The organism is Paenibacillus sp. FSL H3-0302 (assembly GCF_037982245.1).
Classification (GTDB): domain Bacteria; phylum Bacillota; class Bacilli; order Paenibacillales; family Paenibacillaceae; genus Paenibacillus_AQ; species Paenibacillus_AQ odorifer.
Window position 1 is genome coordinate 5,171,851 of sequence record NZ_CP150284.1, and the last position, 23,111, is coordinate 5,194,961.

Annotated in this window: 23 protein-coding genes; 3 read left to right on the forward strand and 20 right to left on the reverse strand. The window is 43.6% G+C overall.

All coding sequences use genetic code 11. The features are described from left to right. The first annotated feature begins 305 nt into the window (after positions 1-305). Complete coding sequence (locus MHH50_RS22995; protein ID WP_076219548.1) at positions 306-1,436, forward strand: thermonuclease family protein; 1,131 nt, start codon at positions 306-308, stop codon at positions 1,434-1,436. Positions 1,437-1,497: 61 nt separating this feature from the next. Here the strand turns inward: MHH50_RS22995 and MHH50_RS23000 are convergent, their stop codons facing one another. Continuing rightward, positions 1,498-1,785, reverse strand: coding sequence for a hypothetical protein (locus MHH50_RS23000; protein ID WP_076219549.1), 288 nt, complete (start codon positions 1,783-1,785; stop codon positions 1,498-1,500). Positions 1,786-2,309: 524 nt separating this feature from the next. On the opposite strand from MHH50_RS23000, the gene MHH50_RS23005 reads away from it, so the two are divergent. Further along, positions 2,310-2,855: a hypothetical protein gene (locus MHH50_RS23005; RefSeq protein WP_076219551.1), complete on the forward strand. Its 546-nt coding sequence runs from the start codon at positions 2,310-2,312 to the stop codon at positions 2,853-2,855. 77 nt (positions 2,856-2,932) lie between these two features. Then, a complete protein-coding gene (locus MHH50_RS23010) occupies positions 2,933-3,649 on the forward strand; it encodes a hypothetical protein (protein ID WP_076219552.1) in 717 nt (238 codons plus the stop codon). 326 nt (positions 3,650-3,975) lie between these two features. Here MHH50_RS23010 and MHH50_RS23015 read toward each other — a convergent pair whose 3' ends face one another. The 19 genes from MHH50_RS23015 to MHH50_RS23105 all read right to left on the reverse strand — a co-directional run bounded on the left by MHH50_RS23015 (position 3,976) and on the right by MHH50_RS23105 (position 23,108). Further along, a complete protein-coding gene (locus MHH50_RS23015; protein WP_076219553.1) occupies positions 3,976-4,713 on the reverse strand; it encodes an N-acetylmuramoyl-L-alanine amidase in 738 nt (245 codons plus the stop codon). Continuing rightward, positions 4,710-4,985, reverse strand: a complete 276-nt coding sequence (locus MHH50_RS23020) for a phage holin family protein (protein WP_076219554.1) — start codon at positions 4,983-4,985, stop codon at positions 4,710-4,712. Before MHH50_RS23020 ends, MHH50_RS23015 begins: the two co-directional genes overlap by 4 nt. Before the next feature lie 15 nt (positions 4,986-5,000). Continuing rightward, positions 5,001-5,279: a hypothetical protein gene (locus MHH50_RS23025; RefSeq protein ID WP_076219555.1), complete on the reverse strand. Its 279-nt coding sequence runs from the start codon at positions 5,277-5,279 to the stop codon at positions 5,001-5,003. A gap of 117 nt (positions 5,280-5,396) precedes the next feature. Continuing rightward, on the reverse strand, positions 5,397-5,999 hold the full coding sequence (locus MHH50_RS23030; protein WP_076219556.1) for a hypothetical protein: 603 nt from the start codon (positions 5,997-5,999) through the stop codon (positions 5,397-5,399). 5 nt (positions 6,000-6,004) lie between these two features. Next, positions 6,005-9,415 (reverse strand): pyocin knob domain-containing protein, encoded by a 3,411-nt coding sequence (locus MHH50_RS23035; protein WP_179087529.1) that lies wholly within the window; start codon positions 9,413-9,415, stop codon positions 6,005-6,007. Then, the gene (locus tag MHH50_RS23040) at positions 9,405-9,728 is read right to left on the reverse strand and encodes a hypothetical protein (RefSeq protein ID WP_076219557.1); all 324 of its coding nucleotides are present in this window, start codon (positions 9,726-9,728) and stop codon (positions 9,405-9,407) included. The genes MHH50_RS23035 and MHH50_RS23040 overlap by 11 nt, the downstream gene beginning before the upstream one ends. Then, a complete protein-coding gene (locus MHH50_RS23045) occupies positions 9,728-10,273 on the reverse strand; it encodes a DUF2313 domain-containing protein (protein WP_076219558.1) in 546 nt (181 codons plus the stop codon). The genes MHH50_RS23040 and MHH50_RS23045 overlap by 1 nt, the downstream gene beginning before the upstream one ends. Beyond that, the gene (locus MHH50_RS23050; RefSeq protein WP_076219559.1) at positions 10,270-11,100 is read right to left on the reverse strand and encodes a baseplate J/gp47 family protein; all 831 of its coding nucleotides are present in this window, start codon (positions 11,098-11,100) and stop codon (positions 10,270-10,272) included. The genes MHH50_RS23045 and MHH50_RS23050 overlap by 4 nt, the downstream gene beginning before the upstream one ends. Further along, complete coding sequence (locus tag MHH50_RS23055; protein WP_256715244.1) at positions 11,097-11,534, reverse strand: DUF2634 domain-containing protein; 438 nt, start codon at positions 11,532-11,534, stop codon at positions 11,097-11,099. Before MHH50_RS23055 ends, MHH50_RS23050 begins: the two co-directional genes overlap by 4 nt. Further along, positions 11,524-11,865: a hypothetical protein gene (locus MHH50_RS23060; protein WP_076138588.1), complete on the reverse strand. Its 342-nt coding sequence runs from the start codon at positions 11,863-11,865 to the stop codon at positions 11,524-11,526. The genes MHH50_RS23055 and MHH50_RS23060 overlap by 11 nt, the downstream gene beginning before the upstream one ends. A 2-nt stretch (positions 11,866-11,867) precedes the next feature. After that, positions 11,868-12,848, reverse strand: a complete 981-nt coding sequence (locus MHH50_RS23065) for a hypothetical protein (RefSeq protein WP_076219560.1) — start codon at positions 12,846-12,848, stop codon at positions 11,868-11,870. Between the two features lie 14 nt (positions 12,849-12,862). Further along, the gene (locus MHH50_RS23070) at positions 12,863-13,513 is read right to left on the reverse strand and encodes a hypothetical protein (protein WP_076219561.1); all 651 of its coding nucleotides are present in this window, start codon (positions 13,511-13,513) and stop codon (positions 12,863-12,865) included. Positions 13,514-13,515: 2 nt separating this feature from the next. After that, a complete protein-coding gene (locus tag MHH50_RS23075; protein ID WP_340033458.1) occupies positions 13,516-17,709 on the reverse strand; it encodes a hypothetical protein in 4,194 nt (1,397 codons plus the stop codon). A 179-nt stretch (positions 17,710-17,888) separates the two neighbouring features. Then, the gene (locus tag MHH50_RS23080) at positions 17,889-18,299 is read right to left on the reverse strand and encodes a hypothetical protein (RefSeq protein ID WP_340033459.1); all 411 of its coding nucleotides are present in this window, start codon (positions 18,297-18,299) and stop codon (positions 17,889-17,891) included. A gap of 73 nt (positions 18,300-18,372) precedes the next feature. Continuing rightward, entirely contained in the window at positions 18,373-19,839 is a 1,467-nt protein-coding gene (locus tag MHH50_RS23085) for a hypothetical protein (RefSeq protein WP_340033460.1), read from the reverse strand. Between the two features lie 117 nt (positions 19,840-19,956). Next, a complete protein-coding gene (locus tag MHH50_RS23090; protein ID WP_060622117.1) occupies positions 19,957-20,400 on the reverse strand; it encodes a phage tail tube protein in 444 nt (147 codons plus the stop codon). 3 nt (positions 20,401-20,403) lie between these two features. Further along, positions 20,404-21,756: a phage tail sheath subtilisin-like domain-containing protein gene (locus MHH50_RS23095; protein ID WP_340033461.1), complete on the reverse strand. Its 1,353-nt coding sequence runs from the start codon at positions 21,754-21,756 to the stop codon at positions 20,404-20,406. Then, a complete protein-coding gene (locus tag MHH50_RS23100) occupies positions 21,737-21,982 on the reverse strand; it encodes a hypothetical protein (protein ID WP_340033462.1) in 246 nt (81 codons plus the stop codon). Before MHH50_RS23100 ends, MHH50_RS23095 begins: the two co-directional genes overlap by 20 nt. 85 nt (positions 21,983-22,067) lie before the next feature. Then, positions 22,068-23,108: a hypothetical protein gene (locus MHH50_RS23105; protein ID WP_340033463.1), complete on the reverse strand. Its 1,041-nt coding sequence runs from the start codon at positions 23,106-23,108 to the stop codon at positions 22,068-22,070. Positions 23,109-23,111 lie beyond the last annotated feature (3 nt).

Here is a 23,111-nt window from a genome sequence, read left to right on the forward strand (position 1 = left end):
AAAACAGGTCATAACCAGTTTGAAATATGATCTATTTTTTCTACTCGTGGAGTAGAAACAGGTACAAACTGATGAAAATAGATTATGTAATTTCCCCGAGATTTTATCAGGTGATTTTCTTTTGTTATAGTTTGTATAATCGTATTTCTTATATATAAATGAACCCACCCCGTCAATCTCAGAATCTCAAGCTTCCGCTGTGCCAATCATGAATATTCTGATAAAGTTCCCGTTTGAATTTAATAGTCATAATCTCCCATTTCTGCTAAGCTAACTTCATCTATTTATAGAAAAGGGGTTCCTTGATGCTCAGATCAAAAAAGTTTCTGATTTCTCTTAGTATTATCGCTTTAATAGAAATTCTTATTTTTACGGGCATATCTTTTCGGGATGCTATAGCTATTAACTTTTTCTTGATATCCTTTGTTGCAATACCGATTTGGATTATAGGTCTGATTAAGCCTTCACTAATTATTCGCTGGGGAGATCCAACTAAAAAGACACGCAAAGCGGTTACCACATATTCATTAATCACTATTGCGATATCTCTTATATTGTTTGTAGTAACTATTCCTAAAGTTACAACTGTCGAGCAAGGAAACTCCGTAGCAAAAGAAAAAATTGTGGAAAATGTTAACAAGACTGAAAGTACTGAAAAAGTGTCAACGTCGGTTGATACAAAGCAAAATATCGAACCAGCAAGTTTAATGTCATCTGCGGAAACAATTGAAGTTCAGGTAATCTCCGTCACTGATGGGGATACCTTTACGGTCAAATTACAAGACGGCACATCTGAGAAAGTGCGGCTCATACTTATTGATACACCGGAGACTAAACATCCTTCTAAGCCGGTTCAACCTTTTGGCCTTGAAGCGAGTGCTTATACAGCAGAAATCCTTACAGGAAAAACTGTAAAACTCGAATATGACGTATCTGAGCGGGATAAATATGGACGCATTTTAGCATATGCATACGTTGGTGATAAGATGGTAAATGAAATGTTGCTTGAAAAGGGGCTTGCGAGGGTTGCTGTTTATCAGCCTGATGTCAAATATGTTGATCAATTTAGGGAGATCCAAAAGAAAGCACAGTCGGCTAAGTTAGGGATTTGGAGCATAGAAGATTACGCAACTGATAAAGGGTATGATGATACTGTAGTTGCGAAAGTAAGTACTCAACCAACTGCTACTGTCAAACCCTCACCAAAACCAGTGGCTACTTTGAAACCTGTTGAAACGAAAAAACCTGCAGCACAAACAAAGAAGCCAACTGCTGCTCCTACTAAAAAGCCAACAGCAACACCCCAACCAGTCCAAGATGTTTATTACAAAAACTGTTCCGCCGTTAGGGCAGCCGGCGCAGATCCAATCTATGCAGGTGACCCTGGCTACTCAAGAAAGCTCGATCGAGACGGAGACGGTATAGGTTGTGAATAAAATTAAACCCCAGGAAGTGCTCCTGTGGTTTAGCTATGTCATTACAATTATGTATACCTTCCTAGTAATCTGTCCAGTAATCTATATGGCCACCGTCAATGCCCCATGAAACATATGCTGGTCGATCCTCTTTTCGCTCCCATCCCTCAACGACAACTGCACTCTCAGGTGGTTTCCCAAATTCCCACAGAATGTAGTTGTCCTCTGCCAATTCCTGCAGCCCGGCTAGAATCTTTTCTGGTGTCCGTCCGCTCTTTGTCTCCAGTACCTCTATCGTAGGCATGTATCCATGATGCACCGAGCAATGCCGCATAATCATCAACAGCTTGCGGGCCGTATCGCTAAGCATAGCGTCTCTCCTGTATGGGTTGCCATGACAGGATACTGGATTCTAAGAATACACGGGGCGAGTTGGTGGTCAGGCATGTAGCCCGGATACGACCGTCACGAATACCATAGACCTCGATCTTGCGTTGCGTAATCTTTTCCGCTTTGTCCTGATATATAATTTCAACTGTTTGGCCAACACTCATTTTCATGTGATCGCCTCCAAAAAATAAGAACACTTGTTTGTATTATAACCGCATTAGGAAATTTTAAGCAATGAAAAAAAGAGACAGTGATTCCCATGATCCAAGACTTACCTGCCCTCCTACGTCATTCTAAAAATTATAATTATGGAGTGGTGAAACTATGTTTATATCCCCAATACTGTTGCAAACGGCTCCCAGGCCATTTCTCACAGCGATTGTATATTTGCACTAAAGACCGTTAGGAGATTCCTTATAATTGGTATTTATCATTAAATAATGTAATATAAAGATATGTTTGTAAATATAAACTATCTTTTAAAATTGGAAGGAGAGTTGAATTTTGAGAATTAAATTACTTTCATTTTTATTAATTTTATCAGTGCTTCTTTTAGGATGTCAGGAGAATAAAACTGTAACAAATAATAGCGAACTATATGACCTACCTACAATCCCTTTAGAAATTGCTATCGTAGGAAAGAATCCGTTTCAACAAGTTGAGAATATTAACTACAAACCAATAGAATTAACGGATCTCTTAGAGGAAAAAAACAAGACCTATGATGCTCTTATTGTAACGAGGGAATATTTTAATCAAGCTGCAACCAAAGCATACCAAGATTACTTTAGTCGTATTGAATACCCTGTTTTCTTCATTGGAACAGAGGATATACTCCCCGGAGTTTTTAGAGACTCAAGATTAACATTAAATGATGTCGAATTTGGCAAATCAGGACAGTATGTTTCTGGGTTTGTTCGTACTAATGATAGATATCAAGTTTGGGGGTTGGATCTTCCTGAAAACCCTACTGAGAAAGACAAAAAACTAAATATAATTCTAAGAATATCCAAGATAGTCCAAATTTTCAATAATGGTGGTTATAGATGATTATAATTCAATAGTTTACAAGATATACCACATTATGATATATTGTGTAAGAAATTAATAGAAAAGGAGACATTATTATGAAAAAAGTTTTATCAGCATTTGCCTTATCCTTAACTCTATGTGCATCACTTATTTTGCCAGCTTCTCATTCTTACGCAGCAAGCACTGAAGGCGATTCAAGTTCACAGCAACTCCAAGAAATTAATTCTGATTTGCTTCAAGGAAAAATTGATTTGAACAATTTGGAAAGTTTGGGGGATCGAGTGACTGTAGAAGAAATGAGTTATGAAGAAGCTATTGCTGAAATTGCAGAAAATAGTGGTAGAACAGTAGAAGAAGTACGAACTACACACCCCGATAAAACATCAAATTCATCTACAAATTCTAAAAATTCAACTTTGGCTGCTGCAAGTACAGGAGTATCAAAATTTTCAGTTGTTTTAGATGTAAATCCGTATTACAATCCAACTCTAATGGTTTATGCAATTACGTACCATTCTGGATCTTTTTATCAATTTAATGAAATGTTCGATGTTCAAATGAATGCAAAAAACACACTTTCCGGTCTTACATTACCTTATTCTAAAGTATACGGAGGTAATCTTACTGCAAAAATAGTAAATCCAACACAAATCTATTGGATTGTGAATGGTCAGTTCTGCAACAATGGAGAAACTTCTACCTCCGGAGGTGTTCAAGCTGGCAACCAGGCGGTATCTGTCACTGTATCATTTACTTACACTTCATCTCATTACGCATACTACAATAATGAAGGGGCTATATTTGCTCCCTAATAAAAATACAGTCACTGGAAACTCGACAGACATTATAACGTTACTACATAGAATTTAGTTTCTGGATGAAATCACTTTTTCGAGTTTAGCCAGCGGTCATTTGTCCGCTGGCTCTTCTATTCTTGCCAAGTTTTTTCGAGTCAGATAGAAAAACTCCGTGGATTCTCCGACCTCCATTGTTGATCGTCTAGTCTATGATAACTTTACTTCTTTGTACACCCTCAACTTTTGTTAGATAACTAGATAATGCGTGCCTCTGGGCAAGCTAAACAAAAAAAAACACCAGCTTAGGCCAGTGGATATATAATCTTAAGATGTTTAAAAAGTTACTTTGTAATGTTAACCTTCTTTCTTACTGCGTCATATACAACTGTAGCCCCTAGAGCCTCTGCTACAGCTCGTGCAGGAGTATAGGTAGTGCCGTTATCAAGTACGCCGTCAGCCACCTTCTTGCCATTTACGAATACAGCCACTTTATTTTCTCTATTCACTTGATTCCCTTCTTCCTTCTTCTTCAGTCCCAAATACTTTGCAATCCCGATCACATGGCCATCAATGATTGCTTGGATAACCACATCTTTTTTGAGTTTGGCAGCGTCAGTTGCCACGTCCAAAAACAAATTTTCTGTGAGTACTGCTGGCATTTTACTCTCCCGTACCATGTGCAGGTTATCCGCCTTTTGTCCTCGGTCAATCACGCCAACAGCGACCTTATTGAGCGTGTCCATAATCGCTGAGTGCAGGACGTTTTGCAGTGCTGCCGATGTGGCTGAGGCTTTTATATATCTAAATGTCTCAAATCCACCAGAGCCACCCCCAGCGTTACCATGGATTGAAACCAGGATATCAGCGCCTGCTTTGTTGGCTAGATTTGTGCGCTCTTTTAATTCCAGAAACACATCAGTGCTACGGGATAGTAACACCTGAACTCCATCATAATTTGTCTCGAGTCGCTTTTTAATCTCCAAAGCCACTGACAGTACGATGTCTTTCTCTTTTAAACCATTTGCAACTGCTCCTGGATCCTTACCACCATGTCCTGCGTCGATCCATACCTTCTTCATTGTTCATTCCCCTCCTTCGCTTTAGCCGTTTGTTTAACCAGTTGATTACCGTACACAGCAACTGCACTACATAAAATCGCCTGTAGAACACTGTCTACGTTTAATCCAGTAGTCAGTACAACCAGGATAATTGCAGCTAAAGTAACTGCGTAAATGATTGTCCAATCGGGTATCTTTGGGGTTTGTTTAAGGATATAGCCAATCACCCAGCACACAGCGACAACCATCAGCAATTCTGGCTTAATAAAATTCGCAACTGCATTCCATTCCATATAAATTCATCCTCTCTATTCTTCGATTTTGTCCAAGCGTTTATGGGCTTGCTTGGTAGATTCTTCAACTCGTGTTACTCGCTCTGTTAATGCATCAAATCGTCTTATCTGGTCTTTTAACTCAAATCGAACATCATCAACACCATGTTTGATGTACTCAACGTCTGTACGCAATGCCGCACCACTACCAGCCTCTTGTGCCACATCCTTTTTAAATGCAGACGTTCTGGTAACCCACCCTAATACAACGCCGCTTACTGCTGCGACTAATGCTGTAATCGTTGTAATCTCCACTACCTTCCCCCCTTAATATAAATAGCCCCCGGGGATCCGAGGGCAAAATAAAAACGCCTATATGGCGTAGTTTCAAGACAAACAAAGCATTATAGATTGGAATATTTTATCGAAAAGTTACGTTCCATAGCTTATCAAGTAGCAGTTTTGTGAGAACCCCGCTGGATTCGTTAAGGTAAAGGAGGGCTTCCCATCCAATAGAGTTATATTACTAACCTCTAACGGGTTTGACTGTCCCTTTACCGTCATGTACTTATAGGATTCCCCAGGTCTTTTGTAAATCACAGAATGTGGTATTTGCGCAACGAAATATGAGTCTATAATCATCATTTCAATGGTATTAAAAGGAGCCGATTCCTTTACAGAAATTGAACTTTGCGCTGGGACGTTTAAATATGTGGAACGCACAACTTTTGCACTAGCAGCAGCCATAGTGCCTTGTATCCCAAACATGATCATGTCTTTAGGGATATTCTCTGGCTGTAGGTTAGGTTCTTCCACTGTGTACTTGGTGGTTTCGTCGTGGTAACCGTTGTAAACACCGTCAGCCTGTGAGAAAGCCACGCGACCAAATGAGGCATCGTATAACGTGACAGGCACATAAAAATCTGTTTGCTTCTTCATGGTTCCAGTTCCGTTCATAACCGTTCCCGCGCTGTATTTAACGCCTTCAAGCACTTGGGATGCTTTCGCATCCCCTGGCAATACTAGTTTAGTCATTCCATCTACTCCCTTCTTATTGCGGCTGTTACATATGCCGGGTTTGTTGTATTGTTGTGAGTCACTAAAAGCGACACTGTTTCATTCGCCTTTACTCTAATGAACGCCGGAACAAACACGTAGCCGTCGTATGGTGCTGGTGTCGCTGACACGGGCAAGAATTCATAAGCTGTCAGTCCAAGTCTAGGATCAACATACTGAACGTATATCGAGATTTTAGTATCGTATAACAGGGAAAGATAAACCAAAACAGTAATGGTCTCGTCTGCCGTAGGTGTATACGCCAGCACCGGAACCCCGCTTGTTGAATTAGCTACCGGCAGGTCTTCTACTTTCGCCGCCGTACTGGTTATACCCGGGATTTCCCCTTTGCTATTGCGGACAACTACTGTATTTGGTGTTGGAGCCTGAGAAGGAGACCACCCGGACAGTGTATCGGCGTTACCCCACTTTATCGGTACAATGACAGCGTTCGTTATACCTGTTTCGCTTGTGATATTTGTAATCGTCCAGTTACCCGCAGAGGCCAAGGCGCTGGCTCCATTGTGAGACGCTAACACCTCTGTTACCTCTATGTGCGGGTACTGAGATACGTTAGTAGTCGTTCCTAATAAGATACAGCACTTAGTACCATCGTAAGCAAGACGCACAGACGTAAACGGTAAACTCCCCGCCGCAGAATCTGCCAGAGCTGAGGTCATCATCCACCCGCCAGTGAAGTTATACCCGCCAATGATAAGTTCCCACGCCCCGCGATTAGATGCGTACTCATACCCCGTTATTTTTATGGTCATCATAGTGGCGTTCCAACCAACCGGAAGGGTTATCTTAATCGCACCTGTGTTATTAATATTGCCCTTGTAAGAAGCTACGTTGCTGAGTTTTACCGATTCAGAACTATAAGTTCTTGATACAGGGCCAGTGAAGTTACCCCCAGCACTGCTGATACTAGATACCCAAGCCGTCCAAATAGCGCTTGTCCCCGATCTTCCTCGCGTGTAGATTGCGCCCGATATGACATCAATAACCTCTTGTTTGATATAAAAAGTCCCGTTGTGATCCACTCTCGAAACTTGGAGAAGACCGTAATTCACTAGCGGGGAGTTCACATAGGTTATTGGCGGCTCTTGGAACATGGCGTAAAGACCACTAGTTACTATGTTGTTGAAATTAGTCGCGTTGGCGATCAACCCTCTATCCCTAATAAATGGGCTGTCGTTGTTACCCGTCCACCACGGAACCCAGGTACTCCATGCAGCCGCAGCGTCTTTAAATCTCACATAAGAACCACCGCTAGATTGCAATAGTAGCTGCCAAGTCCATGTATTCGCGTTATTATGCGTTTCTGCGCCGCTGATAAAAACCAACACTTGCCCCCACATACTTGCGGCTGGCTTGTTAAGTGTAACAGGACTAATAGGATATACTCCCGCCGTTAGTGCAAGGTCTAAATCCACAGTAGGGATAGTGTTAGCTCCACCCAAAGAGTTATACACATTGTTACGTGGTACTCTAATAGACGCATCCAGTCCCGCATATCCACTAGCTACATTCTTTCTTCCACTGTGCTCTATCTCCATCCAATCCGACCATTGAGGAGAACCTGGCGAATAGTAATTGCGTGTGTAAATTCTAAATGACGCAGAATTATACGAGATGATGGACTGGTTAACTCCTGCATGTGTGTTATTTCTAAGGTAAAAAGATTGTCCCGCAATAGCTGTAGGCATATTCAAGATAGTTGCCGCAGTCGCGTTACTAGGGCAGAAGTAGTCTCCCTCATTTCTAAACGCGTTTAAGTCTGTGTTAGCAGGTATGATTTGCGATGTTCTAGCAATGCTAGCAGGAATGTGGGCATCAAGTAATTTAGTATTTGCATCAAGTCCCGCATACCCGTTAGCTGTGTTCTTTTTATCCGTTGTCTCTGATAACTTCCAAGCTGACCAGACCGCGACACTACTTCTTGCCCGAATATAGGTGTTTCCATTGGTAACATCTATAACTTCTTGCTTAACATACGTAGTACTTTTGTCAGAGACGTACACAAACAGAAGCCCATAGGTTACAGCTGGAGCGTTAGTAATTCCCGTAGGCATATAAATTGACCATATACCGTTAGTTAGTAAGGTGTTAAAGTCTGTGTTATTAGTAATACGTGCTCTGGGCATAAATACAGGGGAGTCATTATACCCTGTCCACAGAGGTACCCACTCTTGCCACTCTTTTTCATTTATTTTTCTTCGAACGTATATCGGACCTATCGTACTAAAGAACATTTGCCATATCCAGTTAGCTACGTTGTCGTGAGTGTCACCAGAGCTTACATGAACTATAACTTGTCCATAGTTAGCTTCTGGGGCGCCTGTAGCCGTATTAGTAACTGAGTACGTACCAGCAGTGTATAAGGTGTTGAGGTTGGTCGCACCTCCAGCTCCACCTAATGAACTGTATGTGTTAACACGTGGAACCTTAGAGGTAGCGTCCATCGCAGCTACACCACTAGCAGCACCCTTTTCTGTCTTGGGAATAGATGCATTCTTTGCGTTACTCTCTGCTGCGTTCCAGGCAGTACGCTCTGTGGCTGTAATGTGCCTTGTAGTGTCGTCAACGTGTGTCTTAGTTGCGGCTAGTGTTATGTCAGGTGTGTCAAATGGATTAGCTTTGCCTGTTATGGATTTAAGATACTTGGTAAGCCAGGAAAACCACTGAGTGATAGTGCCCGTCAAGCTATAGGGAGTAGTAATCGAAGGATCAGCTGTACGGTTACCTATCGTAGCATCTGTAGCCGATCCTGCCCCCCCAGCCCCAGGAGTAAGCCCCGCCAACTTCGCCTTCTCAGAAGATGAATAATCCTCTGTTGAAAGTTGTTTTCCCGCGACCTTATCCACTTTGCCTGAGAGTTGATTGGTGACCGTGGCTGCAAAGTTCGGATCATTATTCAGTGCGTCCCCAATTTCTTTAAGTGTATCGAGAGCGTCCGGTGCAGCACCGACCACAGCTTGAATACGCTGGTCAGTCTCTGTTTTGCTGTAAGTGGATGATTTATCTGCCTTTGCAAGTAGCGCGGTATCTGCATAGGTTTTGGCAGCTGATAGAGCAGCATCAGCTTTAGTCTGAGCACCTGCAAGTGTCTCCTTGGCTTTCCATTCCGCTCTTTCAGCAGCCGTTATGTGCTTAACTGTATCTTTTTTATGTGTATCAATATCCGCAGCGTTTTGATCTGTCAGTTCATGGACGATCTCAATACCATCTTCTATGTGATTCAAACGCTGAGATGTAAGACGTGTACCTTCTTGGACCAGTTCATACAAAGGCCTCCCGGTTTGTGGGTCAGTCTTTTGCTTTCCCGAGGAATCCTTTATCGGCTTGGTCAAGTCGGGAATCTCGTCCTTCCACTGCTGCTTGTTATACGCCACCAGCACTCGCCTCCAATCTCAAAACAAATTCAAAGGCAATCAAAAACCCCTTATCGTTTTTAGTTACGAGAAGGGGTTGATCTGCCAGTATATTACCTTCAGCATCCAGCAAGGCTGCGCCTAAAAGTTGTTTGCCGATAGCTTGAGTCTCCGTTAGATAAATGTACTTTCGAACAGACATACCAGATACAATTGTGTTGTAAATAGGATACGTCGTCTGAACCCCTCCTATATTCACCCGCGCGCTGACGATGTGACCATTCAAATTCGAAATCAACTTCTCAAGAAGCAACTGCTTAATAACGTCTGCCATTACTCCCCTCCTCCAAACGGAACTTCAAACCCGCAAATCGGGAAGTCCACTCCATGCGAGTAGCCAGTACCTTTTATATTAATGACTTGCGTCGGAACTGCTGAACTAAATACTGCTCGACGAATATGAACCGGACGCACGTATTCAAAATCAGCCTGCAGACCTGCCATGTTAAACGGTTGAACTAAGGAAAATTCAAAATGGATCTCTTTTGCTAAAAAATCCTCTGAAACACTTATCAACATACCATGCTGATTCCCTAGTTCTCGAAGCAGAGGAAGCTTAAAAGGACGATCGCCCCAGCGCTTCCGGCGTATCGCCTCCCTACGTTCATCGTCGCTTCCCTCTTGAGTCTTCCGGAAGTACATCCATTCCCAGATCCACAACGCCCAGGTCGATCTTCGCAGAATAAACTGATTGCTCAGATCGTCTATAGTTTGCAAACGATCGTCCATTTCCTTCTCAAAAACTGAAAAATGACGATCTGCCATATCAATCTCATACCAATAAGGTGGCAGCATTTCGCGGTATCTAAGCGGAATCATAGCAGGATCACTTCCACTCTCAAAACAGACGACAAGGGGAGAACAATATCCTCCTCATCCCCATTGAGGGTCAAACTCTCGTAATCATCCACGCCAGGCAATAGTAGTAAGGCAGCCACGTAATTGTATATTAGTTTGGATCGTCCGCTTGCGTAATCCAATACACGCTGCTGAATGGTCGCTGCCAGGACAGTAAGATCTGTACCGCTAGACGTTAGCAAACGTGTCTCTAAAAGCACATTAAAGACCGGAGCCGGATGTACCAATAAGTCATGCCCAGCGATCCGTCGCTCCTCCCACATCCATACTTTGACCGTCTCAGCAAATTCCTCAGTAATTGGCTGTCCGTCCAGGTTGGTCAAGTAAAGATCGATGGAGTTATCATGCCGTTCCTTTTCACGAGCTATCGCTCCACCAACACCGGCCATCTCTGTAGCCCAGGTTTCATAATCTTTGCGACGTCCGCTCCCGATTTCGGTAGCAGCACGCCCCAACATCCGTAGGCGAAATGTATCGTCACTCTCCCCATCCTTGCGGATAAGACCTGCAGCCCATCCGTGACCATCAAGATACTCGGAATCTGCCCAAATCGGAAACCCTTGAACGAATCCATAAGTCCATAGCATTTGCTGCTCCGCAAGCTCTAACGCAAGTGGATACCAAAGATCATAAAAGTATTCTCCTTCTCCTGTTGGCGGCGGTGGTAGCCCTCGTTCAAGCGCCAAGGCTATGGCACGGTTAACCCAACGTTGATAGATTTCCTCCGGCTCTTCTTCTAGGATAGGCATGTAGGGGAGTGACGGTAAATCACTCAGTTTAATGGTCATACACTAATCGCCTCCTCCAGTTCCACTTGACCCGCTAAGCCAGTTATCAATATTCTAAGATGCATCTCCTGTCCTTCTCGAATCATCGATCGCACCTCAGCACGCACAATCTCGGTATGAGCAGTCAAAGCTTCCTCCATATCTCGTTTGATCTCTACATCCTCCCAAGTAGACCACTCCGATCTCTCCACGCCAACCTCCTCGCCGTATAACACATACCTGAAACGCTCAGTATTCAGAATCTTGAGTGCTGTCTGAACTAGATATTCTTCATAAGTGCTGGTCTTCTTCGGGTAACCATCTTCAGTAAGAACGGCGCGCCGATTACGGTAATCGATTAAGTACGTCCATTTCGTAGCCGATACAACAGATTCAGTAAGTTCGACTTCTCCAATGTCCGATATATCTAACTCAGGAAAGAAACTATCCGCCACTACTGCCCACATCCTTCCCGAGCACATAATACCGCTGGCCTGTCATCCGAGAAACAATAAGCTGATCTCCAACCTTCAGAGGGCTGGGGATCGTTAGGACACCGGTTAACTTTGAAACCTCAAGTTGCTCAACCTCAAAGACTGCATCGATACGGCGTTCCTGCAGATATTCTGCAAAGACCAGTTTATCTGCAAGATAAGGTTCCGGGTCACCTTCTACCTGAATTTTCGGATTACCTGGCCAGCTCAATAATGTCGCTCGTTCGGTATCTCGAGAGTCAATATGACCTTTCGTCTTTTCCTTCAACAAATTCAATGCGTCATTTAGCAACGTTATTCCCTCCTTTCCAGTTCAAGCTTCACAGTGTATAACCCATTCTTAAAACTGCTTTCTGCAGACTCTACAATCCACTTGGAGGTATGGTCCGTTTTGATCAACACCATCCATCCAGCCCGAAGCCCTGTCAGCGTATGGTCTTCATGCTTGACAGTAATTTTCTTAATCTGCTTCGCCTGCGACAAAGCCTTCAGGCGCTGCGTAGCAATCGTAGCTGGGTCCTCATCTTCTTCCACTTCAATGATCTCTTCCATCCTGCCCATGGCTTGAACTGCACCTGCTGCTGTTTTGGTGACTGAGGAAGCCAGCTTATCGTCCTTATACTTCTGTGCGGTAACAACTGTGTAAGTCTCCTCAATGCTATAACCAGCGGTGCTGGCTTCCATCTGCTCCGGAATGAAGACTGGAACAAGGGTGTTCGTTCCCTCCCTAACTACCTGCAGGTAGAAACTAGTTTCCGTTCGGACTACATCTACATGATAGCGGTAGCCGCTACGCTCATATGCCTTTTGCAACACATCCAAGATAACTTCTGAATGGAACATCGTGCCATAGCGTTCATCCAGGTTGAACCCTAACGAAGGACATCGAAAATCAATTCCGGTAGTCTTGATATAACGCTGCAGCTCTGCACCGGCTTCACCCTTCAAGTATGGGCGTGTGCCTTTGTTCTTCGCTAAATACCAACTCATCTCCCGCGCTTCAACCTCCCATTCATCCGTGAACTCATTTTGTTCATACTTGATGATGGGACCATGGAAGAACTGATTCTTGTGATGAAGCACACCCACACCTTTTAATCGTTGTGAAAAGCACATCAGCATACCGGCTACCTTCAGATCAGCAGCGTTGCGGAGTCGAACAGTTGAGCTGCGTGCGATTTCATCTCGTGCTGAAGACCAGGACAATTCAACTGCCGCATCCGTCAACAGCTGCCGATTGCTCTCCTTTCCGTAAAGGATCGCAAAGTTATCCATCTCAACCCCGCCTTTTATTTAACGCTAGAGTTCTTATCCAAAATCCGTTCTTTTTGAGCCAGATAATCAAAGTTGCCTTTAGCGTTAGCAGTGGATTTCTTCTCTTCATTTTTCTTCTTTTTTTCCTCTGCTTTCTTCGATTTCTCATTTTTCTTCGTCTTATTCTTCTTGTCCGTTTTCCCCGTTGTATTAGGTCGACTTTTGGATGACTTGGTTATGATTACACCCGGTTTCAAAAGCTGCTTTGTGTTGGAATACGAAACAATTTTAACTGGGTTGAACTCTACAAAATTAAATGTGATATGCAGATTCGCCTGACCATCTTTATACGTGGCCTCGAAACTTTCAAACCACATGGTTTGCGAAAAGAGCGATTCAAAGTTGATCACAACCGGCTTGAGCTTCCATTCCTCCATTAGCTTCCATGCCTGTTCTGGAGACTGGTAAGCCACCGTCTCTTTTCCAGTTTCCCAAAGTTCTTCCCAGACTCGCGGGAAGATCACAGAAAAAGAGACCCGCTTCAGCTTCGAAGTGAGTCTCTTACTTGTCTTCTCTTCACCTGTAATTACGACAAAAGAATCTATCTCATTGCTGCTGGTGATCTGTATCTCTGCCGGTGTAATTGGAAAGGTGAAGCGATTCTTATCACGTATCATGGTCAGCATGATTATCCCCCACTTTCCAGAGCATTGTACAACTCTTCGCCGAAAACCTTGCGGAACAACGCTCGTCCCTGCGGGCTGGTCAGCATCTTAGCGAATTCAGCAAAGTTGGTAATTCCCTTGGCCAGTTCACCAAAATCGATGTTGATGTTCTCAATTACGATATCGCGGATCGCTGCAGGTGCCTGCGCTAATGTCTTCGCTACCGGGATACTGGAAGATCTCATACCTACCGTACCACCATCTGCATGGGGACGAACACCAAGCAAGCTGCCGGCTTGTTCCCATAATGCTCTGCCACGCTGGCTCCGCTGCCTGGATAATGGGATGATCATCTCTGGACCAGCTTCGCCGACCAGTCCCATATGTGGAGCACTGATAAGTCCACCCTCAGCGTACTTCTTCTTGCGCTTTTTTCGACGGCCAAAGAATCCAGAAATGCCATCATACATTTTCGTGGCCAACTTCTCACCGCCGATTGTTCCTAACAGCCCCCCGATTGCACCGCCAACGGCTGTTCCTACACCAGGCATGAGGAAGGTACCAAGTATTGCACCCGTTGCAGCACCACCTAAGATCCCGCCTCCAATTCCACCAGCTACTTTAGCAGTCTGTCGCCCGCGCTTTCCTTTGCCAGCAAAGAGGATATCCCAACCATCCATGGCGTAGCCGACAGGTCGAACCACTTTGCCAAGTAGTTTCGTACTTCTGGCAAAGGTTTTCATCTTGGCAGCCTGCCTACGCAATTGATGACCCGTCGAGCGTATTTTATAAGCATCAGTGAGGCTGCTCGCTTTACTCATCGCCTTGGTGTAGCGCTTCAGACCTTGCCTTTTCACCATTTCAAGTGAGCCATGGATCCCTTCGGCATAGCCGGCTCCGTAACCTATCCTGTCGTTGTTATCATCAATGTAGGTCTTCGCCTTATAAGCTTGAGTCCGCAAAGGCTGTGCTCCAACAATGCCTCCATTTGCATACGCACGGACACCCAGCATCGCACCAGCTCGTTCCCACAATTTCACCCCGCGTTGCCGGCGCCCTGCTGAGAGAGGAATAATAGCTTCCGGTCCCGCCTCACCGACTAACCCGATATGAGGTCGAGTAATAATATCGCCGTTTGCATATGCGGCACCACCACTGGATTTCATAAGACTTGGTGTACCAAATGATTTCGTAGACCCTGCTCCAGTCAGGGTATTCAGAATACCCATAGCACCGATTGCTGTCGACTTAAGTTCTGGGAATTTACTCTGCATCCCCTTGGAAATCCTCGTAATAATGGTACTACCCCAGCTTTCACTCTGACTCGTAACCGTTTGTATCGATAGCAGCTGCTGCTTCGTCTCATCCGTCGCCGTCTTTACTGCAGTCCCGATTCCGAGCATACTCGCTCCCGCTGCACCAGCACCCTGAACGATTCCAGCATTGCTGATTTTCGTGGTTACACCTAACTGCTGAGTCTGTCCAGCTGTTTTCTGTGCAGCTGCTCCAACAGCCTGCACGTTTTGCTGAGCATTGCCCGATTCTGTGCTTTTCCACGCGCCAACAAATGTATTTTTAATCTTATCAACCGTTTCCTTAACACCGCTCTCGTTAACAGCACTGGTCAATGCGGTTTTTAATCCATCCTTGGCCACATTGGCCCGGAAAACGTTGAAGGTCTCCTGTAATTGTTTTTCTCGTTCCGGTGTCAAGTTACCAAAGGTGATCTTTGCTTCAGGTGGGGGTTTAACCTCTGGCTTTTTCTCTTCTTTTTTGCCGAAGCCAAGCCAACCACCTATTGAAGCTGCCGCATCCTTAATACCACCAGCAGCCGAAACCACTCCATCAACAACGGATTTTGTAACCCCGCTCGAATCGGCTAGGGAACCTAGTTTATCACCAACCCATCCGCCTGCTGCTGCTCCTACTGCAGTGCCTATGGGTCCAGCTAATGAACCAACAACACCCCCAAGGATTCCCCCTGCTGTACCTCCGACCAATGATCCGCCTGTAGATGATACTCCGGCTTTAAACCCATCGTCTCTTGATGCTTGATACAGGTCATAGCCTGTCATGCCAATACCCGCCACAGTACCTGCAATTCCTAATGCTTTTACAGCTTTGGTCCCACCTTTAGCGAATCCCTTTAACAACCCTCGTCTCGCAGGTATATCCGAGACATCCGAGATGATATCCGGAACAGCAGACGTCCCCCGAAGCCGAGCGGTATTACGATAGGTAACTCGTCCTCTTCTTCCAGCAACGTCTGGAATTGCATCGATATCAGGAATATTAGTAGTTCGCGTACCCCGGCGCGCTCTGATTGAGCCTGTACCTCCACTGCCACCAGTTATTGTTCGGGTGTTAGAACTTGAGCGACCAGTACGCCCACGGCGGGTTGACCTACCTCCTGAGCGACTACCTTGCCCACCAATTGATCCACCTAAACCGCCAGATTCATTAAGGTAGACCACACTGGCATTTACAGTCATAGAGGAAATCGATTTCAGACCACCGCCAAGACCACCATTTGATCCAGCAGTGGTGCCACGTCGGAGCGTAAATTTACGGCGGGTAGGGGTGCCTACTTCATCGATTGGAGTTGTTGTTTGTCCTCTTCTCTGACCAATCCAATCTGTTGCTGTTTTGACACTCGTATAGCCTTTTTGGAGTAGTCTTCCTCCCTTCACTGCTACTAACCCTCCAGCAACAACTCCTAAAGCCCCATTTATCGAATTGAAATGATCACTATATAAGCTGGTAAGTTTGCTGACAAAGCCAACAACTTTAGTTCCTAGTTCTTGTATTTCGTCTTTATTTTCTGTGATAAGAGTATTGAATTCTTTAAGTGCTGGAAGAACTGCTGTTGATAGATTTGCTCCCAGCTCCTGCATTTGCTGATCGATCTCCGCCCGTGTCTGAATAATATCCTGCATTGGATTGGCATCTTGCTGAGCCTTGACCATTCTCTCTGTTGTCCCTGCAATACCTGAGGGTGCAGGTTGAAAAGGTACTTGGAATGTCTTGAGCACAGCACTTCCGTTGTCTTCTGCTGTAGCTGATCCAAGAGATACCAGAGAAGCTTTCAGCTCACTCTGTGATTGACTGGCTAAATCAGCAACTAGGGCCATGAGCGCACCCTTTGCACGTTGTTCTTCACCGGAGTTAATGTCTCCAGTAAATGAGACAGCTTGTTTTGCTGCTTCGGCTTTTCCAGCTCCGCGTAGAGTAAAATACTTCTCCATATCGCCAGCATCTAAAGCTTTAACCCCAAAAGTTTCCTTTATAAAGTCAGCAGGCTTATCAAAATTGAAGGAGCCTTCCTTCACGCTTTGGGTCAAGAAATTAGCCATTTGGCCTGAGTTTGCGCCAGTATTTTTAAAATACCCGCTGTACTCCCAAAAGGTGTCGAAGAGATCCTGCTGGCGATCGCCTACCTCCTTATAGGCGTACATCATGCTGTCCGCAACTGAAGTATAGGTCTCTCGGAAAGTATCTGCTGATTGCGATAAGGCACGGTTAATTTCCTCCGAGCCAGCATCTGGTCGGATATATTTCATCTTCGATGAAGCTCCCAAAAAGTCGCTAGTTTGTGATTTATCCCGGACTAATGCGGCAATATCAGCTAATTGTCTGGCCCCCTCCGTCTGAGAAGGGATAATACCCTGAGCATTTAGATCTTTCACAGTCTGAAGACCTTGATCACGTGCAGTTGCAGGTAGTAAGGCTGCGCTGCGAGAAGCTTCGGAATAGTAGTCCATGACATTCCCGAATAATGCATCCTTGATTCCACCACCTAGCACTAGAGCTCCTGCAGTTGCCGCAATCGTTGTAATTTTGGAAGATATTCCATCAAGGACTGGGCTCAATTCATCTTGAGCACGTATATGCAAACGAGAATCACTCATTCCACGGATTTCGGCGTCGGCGCGAGATGCTGAGCGACGCAATTCATCGGCTCCTGATTGAGCCCGGCGAAAGATATCATCAACGTTAGCGCGTCCCAGCCGACGCACTTCATCTGATGCGTTGCCGACCCGGCTTCCTAAATCATCTGCTGCGCTCCTGGATCGTCGAAGATCAGATACAAGGTGTTTCCCCATCTGTCCAGATGCTCGACGAAAATCTAGTAAATCATTAGTCGCCCCAAGAATGGCCTTCCGCATATTCTGGACAGCACCGGAAATAAGATCACGTGCTTCGAACGGGACCGTCACTTTTGTTGTCGCTGCTATGGTTGTTCACCTCCATCCTGCCTATTTCTTGTTAGCCAGGCGTTTGGTTTCTTCTTCGGCCACCATACTGGCCGCAAGACAGAAAAAATACTGCCGCTGTTCATCCACCTCATAAGGTAGGATTTCAGTCGGCAGCCGCTTCTGGTTAATCCAAAAGGATGCTACCCAGCTTGCTTCTCCGTCTTGCTTGATGAGTTTTTTGCTTCTTTCATAAGTTCATCCTTTGTTTCTTGGAAATTACGCACGGCTTTGCTAAGCTCCGAATAATCAGCAGGATTGTCTAGGATACGCGGTGGCAGCTCATACTTACTGATGCAGTTGAAAGCCAGCAGCAAATCTTTGTTGTTCCAATCGAAATCATGCTCAGTTGCTTTAACGATCATGACATCAATCTCGTTATAGGATTCTTTCGGATCTCCGTTGTCTTCATAGGCCAGTTCATAGGCTCGGCGTACCTCAATAGTAGTCAGGCGACGTACAGACCAATTTTCTCCGTCTGCTGGCACAGTAATAGTATCGTCGTTACGACCTGCTTTGCCTTTGGATAGGTATTTTTCTAATTTATTATCCATTAATTTTCCTCCTAAAAAAATTAATACCCGCTCTTTATTAGCGGGTAGGTTATATAAATTTAAATTTCAATGTTTACTTCTGCAAAAACCTTGTCAATTGATCTATAGAAAATGGTTCAATATTTAATCCGGAAAACAAATTCTCCTCCGTTTTCACAAATCCAGCTTCACCAAATAACTTAGGATCTGGGTTTGGAGATTTTGGGATAACATCACAAACAAAAGCAAATAGTTGAATTCCCGTTGATTTAATTCCAGTATTAGTTTCTTCGTAATCTAAAGATGAAGAACTACTCGTATGAGAATAGTTTCCTCTTATACTAAAAGGACCGAAACCAACAGACCCTTTTCCTTTAATTACATCTAGTGCTTTTTTAGTTAGTTCATCCTCTTTGTTAAATGTAACTTCGATGTCCTTAGCAAAAATAATTGAATTGGGGACAATTGGCATGAATACTTCTTCATTAGGAGGTATGCTCCCCGTAGATATTGGAGTAGTAATTTCATCAACCCACTTCCAGCCTCGGCTTTTATAAATATAAGAGCTATACCAAGGTCTAATTATTGGGACTTGCAGAAAGGATGCCTTAATTGAAAAACCTTGTGAGTGTATTTCGCATTGTTCTCTTTGCATATCTCTACTGTAACTCGCTCCTGCAGACCAACTAAACCCAAAAGTGCTAAAACCTCCACCACCTCCATAGCTGGTTGAAGATTGACTATTGTACTCATGTCTTTCTGATTCTTCAAATGAAAATTCAACCCATCGATCACTATATTCACTGCTAAGGATTTTAGGGGGATATATATAGGTGTGATAAAAATCAAGACCCATTCCTGGAGTTTTTTCAAAAGACTCCTGGAACCTACTCTTAAGATTATCATATATCACATTCGGTCCCCTCTCGGTTAGCATACCGATAGTAGCAATTGCTTCTTCATATTTATTTTTTAATCCTTCTGAAACCCATTGCTTAAAAGCAAAATTTTTGTTCAAGATAAGCCGTTCACCCTGAACTTCCCATATTTGAATTGATGCGGGATCTTTTTTTCTTAAAGCGTTAAGTCTTACCATAGTAAATTCTTCTTTAGCCTTTAAATATAAATTTTGATATTTAAGATATTTCTTTGTGTTAGTACTCGTAATGATTTTCTCACATTTCTCAAGAAGCTTTTTTTCATCTGTTGTCAATTGACTACTTGCTAGCTTAATATTAGTGATTGATTTTTGATAAATATCCCATACTTTGATATCTGTAGATTGCCAGAATCCAACAGATTCAGGTATGCTATTTACCATCTGTGAAAAGAGTGCATGTCTATCCTTCGCTTCTAAATCTCCAACGTCACTATAAATGTTAAAATCGACATCTTTCTCGCCAATACCCATTCCCGGGTTAATGAAGCTAATATATGGACTTTGAGAGCTCATCGTCGGATTGTCATCATCTCTGAATGTAAAATATTGATATATTTTTTCTAATAAAGCATCCATAATATCTACATCAGTTAAGGCCAAACGTTCTAAAGAAACACTCATTTTTTATCTCTCCTTAATTTGAATTTACTTATTTTGATAAATATCATTTGTTAAGTTAATTCAATTAATTCAAGTAGTAACATTTTTATTTTAAATTCCTTTCTGTTTTGTGAACATTTAAGCCATATAATCCGGAAACTGTTCAATAAAATCAAAATCATTCGCGGTACCAGACAGTGTGATATCAATGCCATTGTTGTCATCAATCTTGGCAACCAGCAGATCCATTTCATCATGAATATGCACACCGCTGATCATCACCCGTTCGACATTACCTGTCTGCATGTCCTCAAGAGAGCCGGTAATCCGGTCTAGAAACATCGTCTTACCCGCCTTAAAATCAGCTAGGAGCCTGTAACGAAGAGAGGACTCCAGTTTTGACATAACCAACTTTACGGTGATCTCATACCCGACGATCTGTTTCGTCTTAGACATCTTCCGCGCACGGATAATATCCAGTGTCTCCGGCTTCAGAATAACCTCTACTTCTTTAATGGTCTGAATAGAGTCGCCATTGTCATCCTGTACGGATAAATTACGGCCAATAAGTTCGCGTTCCATCGATTACGCCACCTCCCAATCAATATTAAAGATCTCAATCGCGTCCAGCGGTTTTGCAGACAGGGAGAAGTAAGCATAATCCATATCACTTTTCTTCGTTGGATGTTCGGTAAATGTAAACTCTGAGTCAATCGCCTTCTGTCCAGCACGAGTCTTCAGATAACTAACGACTGCTGCGATAAACATCCCCCGACCATCCTTGTCATTGTCCAGCTTAGCCTTGTTTGCTTTGCCAGCAGCGTAGATGTCATTTAAAATTTGGTCTATCGTCATGGAAACTCGAATCTTACCGAAGTCCTCCCGTTCCCCTGCCCCAAGCGTGGTCAATGTGTTCACTGCCGACTCAATAATATAGTCGTAGCCGTCGCGGGTAGCCATCAGTGTGCCTTCGGCCAACCCCTTCAAAACTTCGCTATGACTCCAGTCCACTAGAGCTTCAGTCATTGGTACCTTAACACCCGTAAATGATTTATTCGCCGGTGTTCCAGCGGCAAGTCCAGCCACCCATGCTGCCCAGTGAAGAGAACCATAGGTCTTACCATTGGTGTGTTCACCAGCCAAAGAGCAGTTGATGATAAACCGGGCATTGGCCGCGCGACTGCGCGTATTATGAACTTCAATGTCATCATCAGATCCCGGTGCTCCTGCAATGACCAACTGCGCTAACTTGCGAGCCTTGCTACGCCGATCTAGCAGCCATTGCTTAGCAGCAGCTTGTACCGCTGCTTCCGAGGAAGGTAGATAAACAACATCAAACACTAGACCATCAATGCGATTAAAGATGCCGCTCCAATTGGCTGCCGTGATCGCTGCAGTACCAGTAACTCCGCCAGCCAACTTGGTATAAGCAACATCAGCCAGTGCCGTTGCACCAGTATCCTTGAAGCGCACCATGTTGGACTTCTTCAGCGTTTCCACAGCTTCGGCTTTATCAGACACCAGAAAAGTCTCTGTATCATAGATCTCTTTCGTGTCCCGAATAACGATTTCTTTCTTCGCAGCATCTACCAGGCTTGCCCGAATTAAGTACTCAAAATCATTTCCGCGAGAACCTGGATAACGTGCCTCCATTGTGTAGCTACCGGCCACTGCAACCGAAGCAGCTACCTCATTCCCATTCGTAACCCTATACCCCACTACCGTTGCACCATTCTCTGCAGCCAGTTCCAACTCATCTACAAGTAAACCAGATTCCTTAAAGCGCTCGGACTGATCCGCCATATCCACTGCTTTATTTGGCAATCCCCACTCCGCTTGATACGGTATCAAAACGCGGCCAGATACCGATAGGACACGAGACTTCGCAACCGCCTGCAACTCCACATACGCGCCTGGTCTATTCCGTTGTATCGACATTCACTGTTTCCTCCTTTTTTGTCAGTCCAAAATAGGCCTGCACTTTTTGAATAACTTCCTGCTGAGACAGCAGAGTATCTTCTTCACAATCAAAAAGAGCGCCTGCAATTTCAAAGCGTTCCCGCTTCAAAACCACTGCGCTCTCAATCCATTCCTGCTTACTCCGCTTGTTCAGAGCATCTGAAACAATATTATTAGGCTGGCGAATCTGTTTTTTTAAGTTCATTCTTAAAGTTCTCCTCTCTTTTTCTGACCAAAAGAAAAACCGCCTCTCCCATGGCGGCTAATTCGAAATATGACACTGTTATTAGTTAGAACTTTTCAATTCCCAAGTTATGTTCATATACCAACTTGAGTATAAATTCTCCCCAAGTATACTCCTTCCTTTCTTTCCAATCACAAATAAATCCATCTATTTCAAAAGAACCTTCAAAATTCTCACATAAATCTACTTGGGTAGCAAAACTATCACCATAAAAGCTTATAATACTCCTTAACGATTTTCCGTCTTGAATAATATAAAATTTATGAGAAAGGTCAGGAATAGGAAATGGTAATATAAATTCTTTGCCTATAAGCACCGCAAATTTGTTTTCACCACCATTAACTATCCAGTCCCTTAATGGATCAAAACAACTATTTAATACAAAATCTTGTCCCTTTGAAAAAGCAAGATAATTAAAAATTATCTTTGCACAGACTCTAAAATAAGTATCATCAAACTTGAGTGTTTGCATTACACTCGTTAGGCTTTTACTATATTCAGGTATTTTGTTACTTAAGGGTTTTTGCAGTAATAGTGCTTCAACACAACTATTTAGCTTATTCTCAAATTCTTTATTGCTTAATGCTACGTACCATTTGCCATCTTGATAACCGAGAATAAACTCATTTTCAGAAATCCTTTCGTCTTCGTGTAATATATATTTTCCATTAAACCCCTCTAAACTCTTCATAAAATCAACAAGCAATTTACTGCCATCTCCAAGAGAACTGTCAGCTTTGAAAGTACATGTTCCTAATTTGTTAATTTTTATTTGAGAAATATTAAATGGTTGTCCCAAGCTAATATAGCCTAAACTAATAGAGTTAGGATCATCGACTCTAGCCATTAAACTCACATTGGATTTCGTTGCATTTTTAGGGTTTAAATTCCCTCTTTTACCGGGTCCATGAAATTGACGAGAAATTGCAATTAAAGAATTCCTCATAAATGTAAGTTCCATCGATGAAAAATAGTTATTACAGTCGTGACTTACATAGTTTAAAGGAAGTTTTTGAATACCACCAATTGCTGCAGGGAAAATATGTTCTTCGGATAAAAAAGAAACATCTGGCTCAGTTCGCTTCAAATA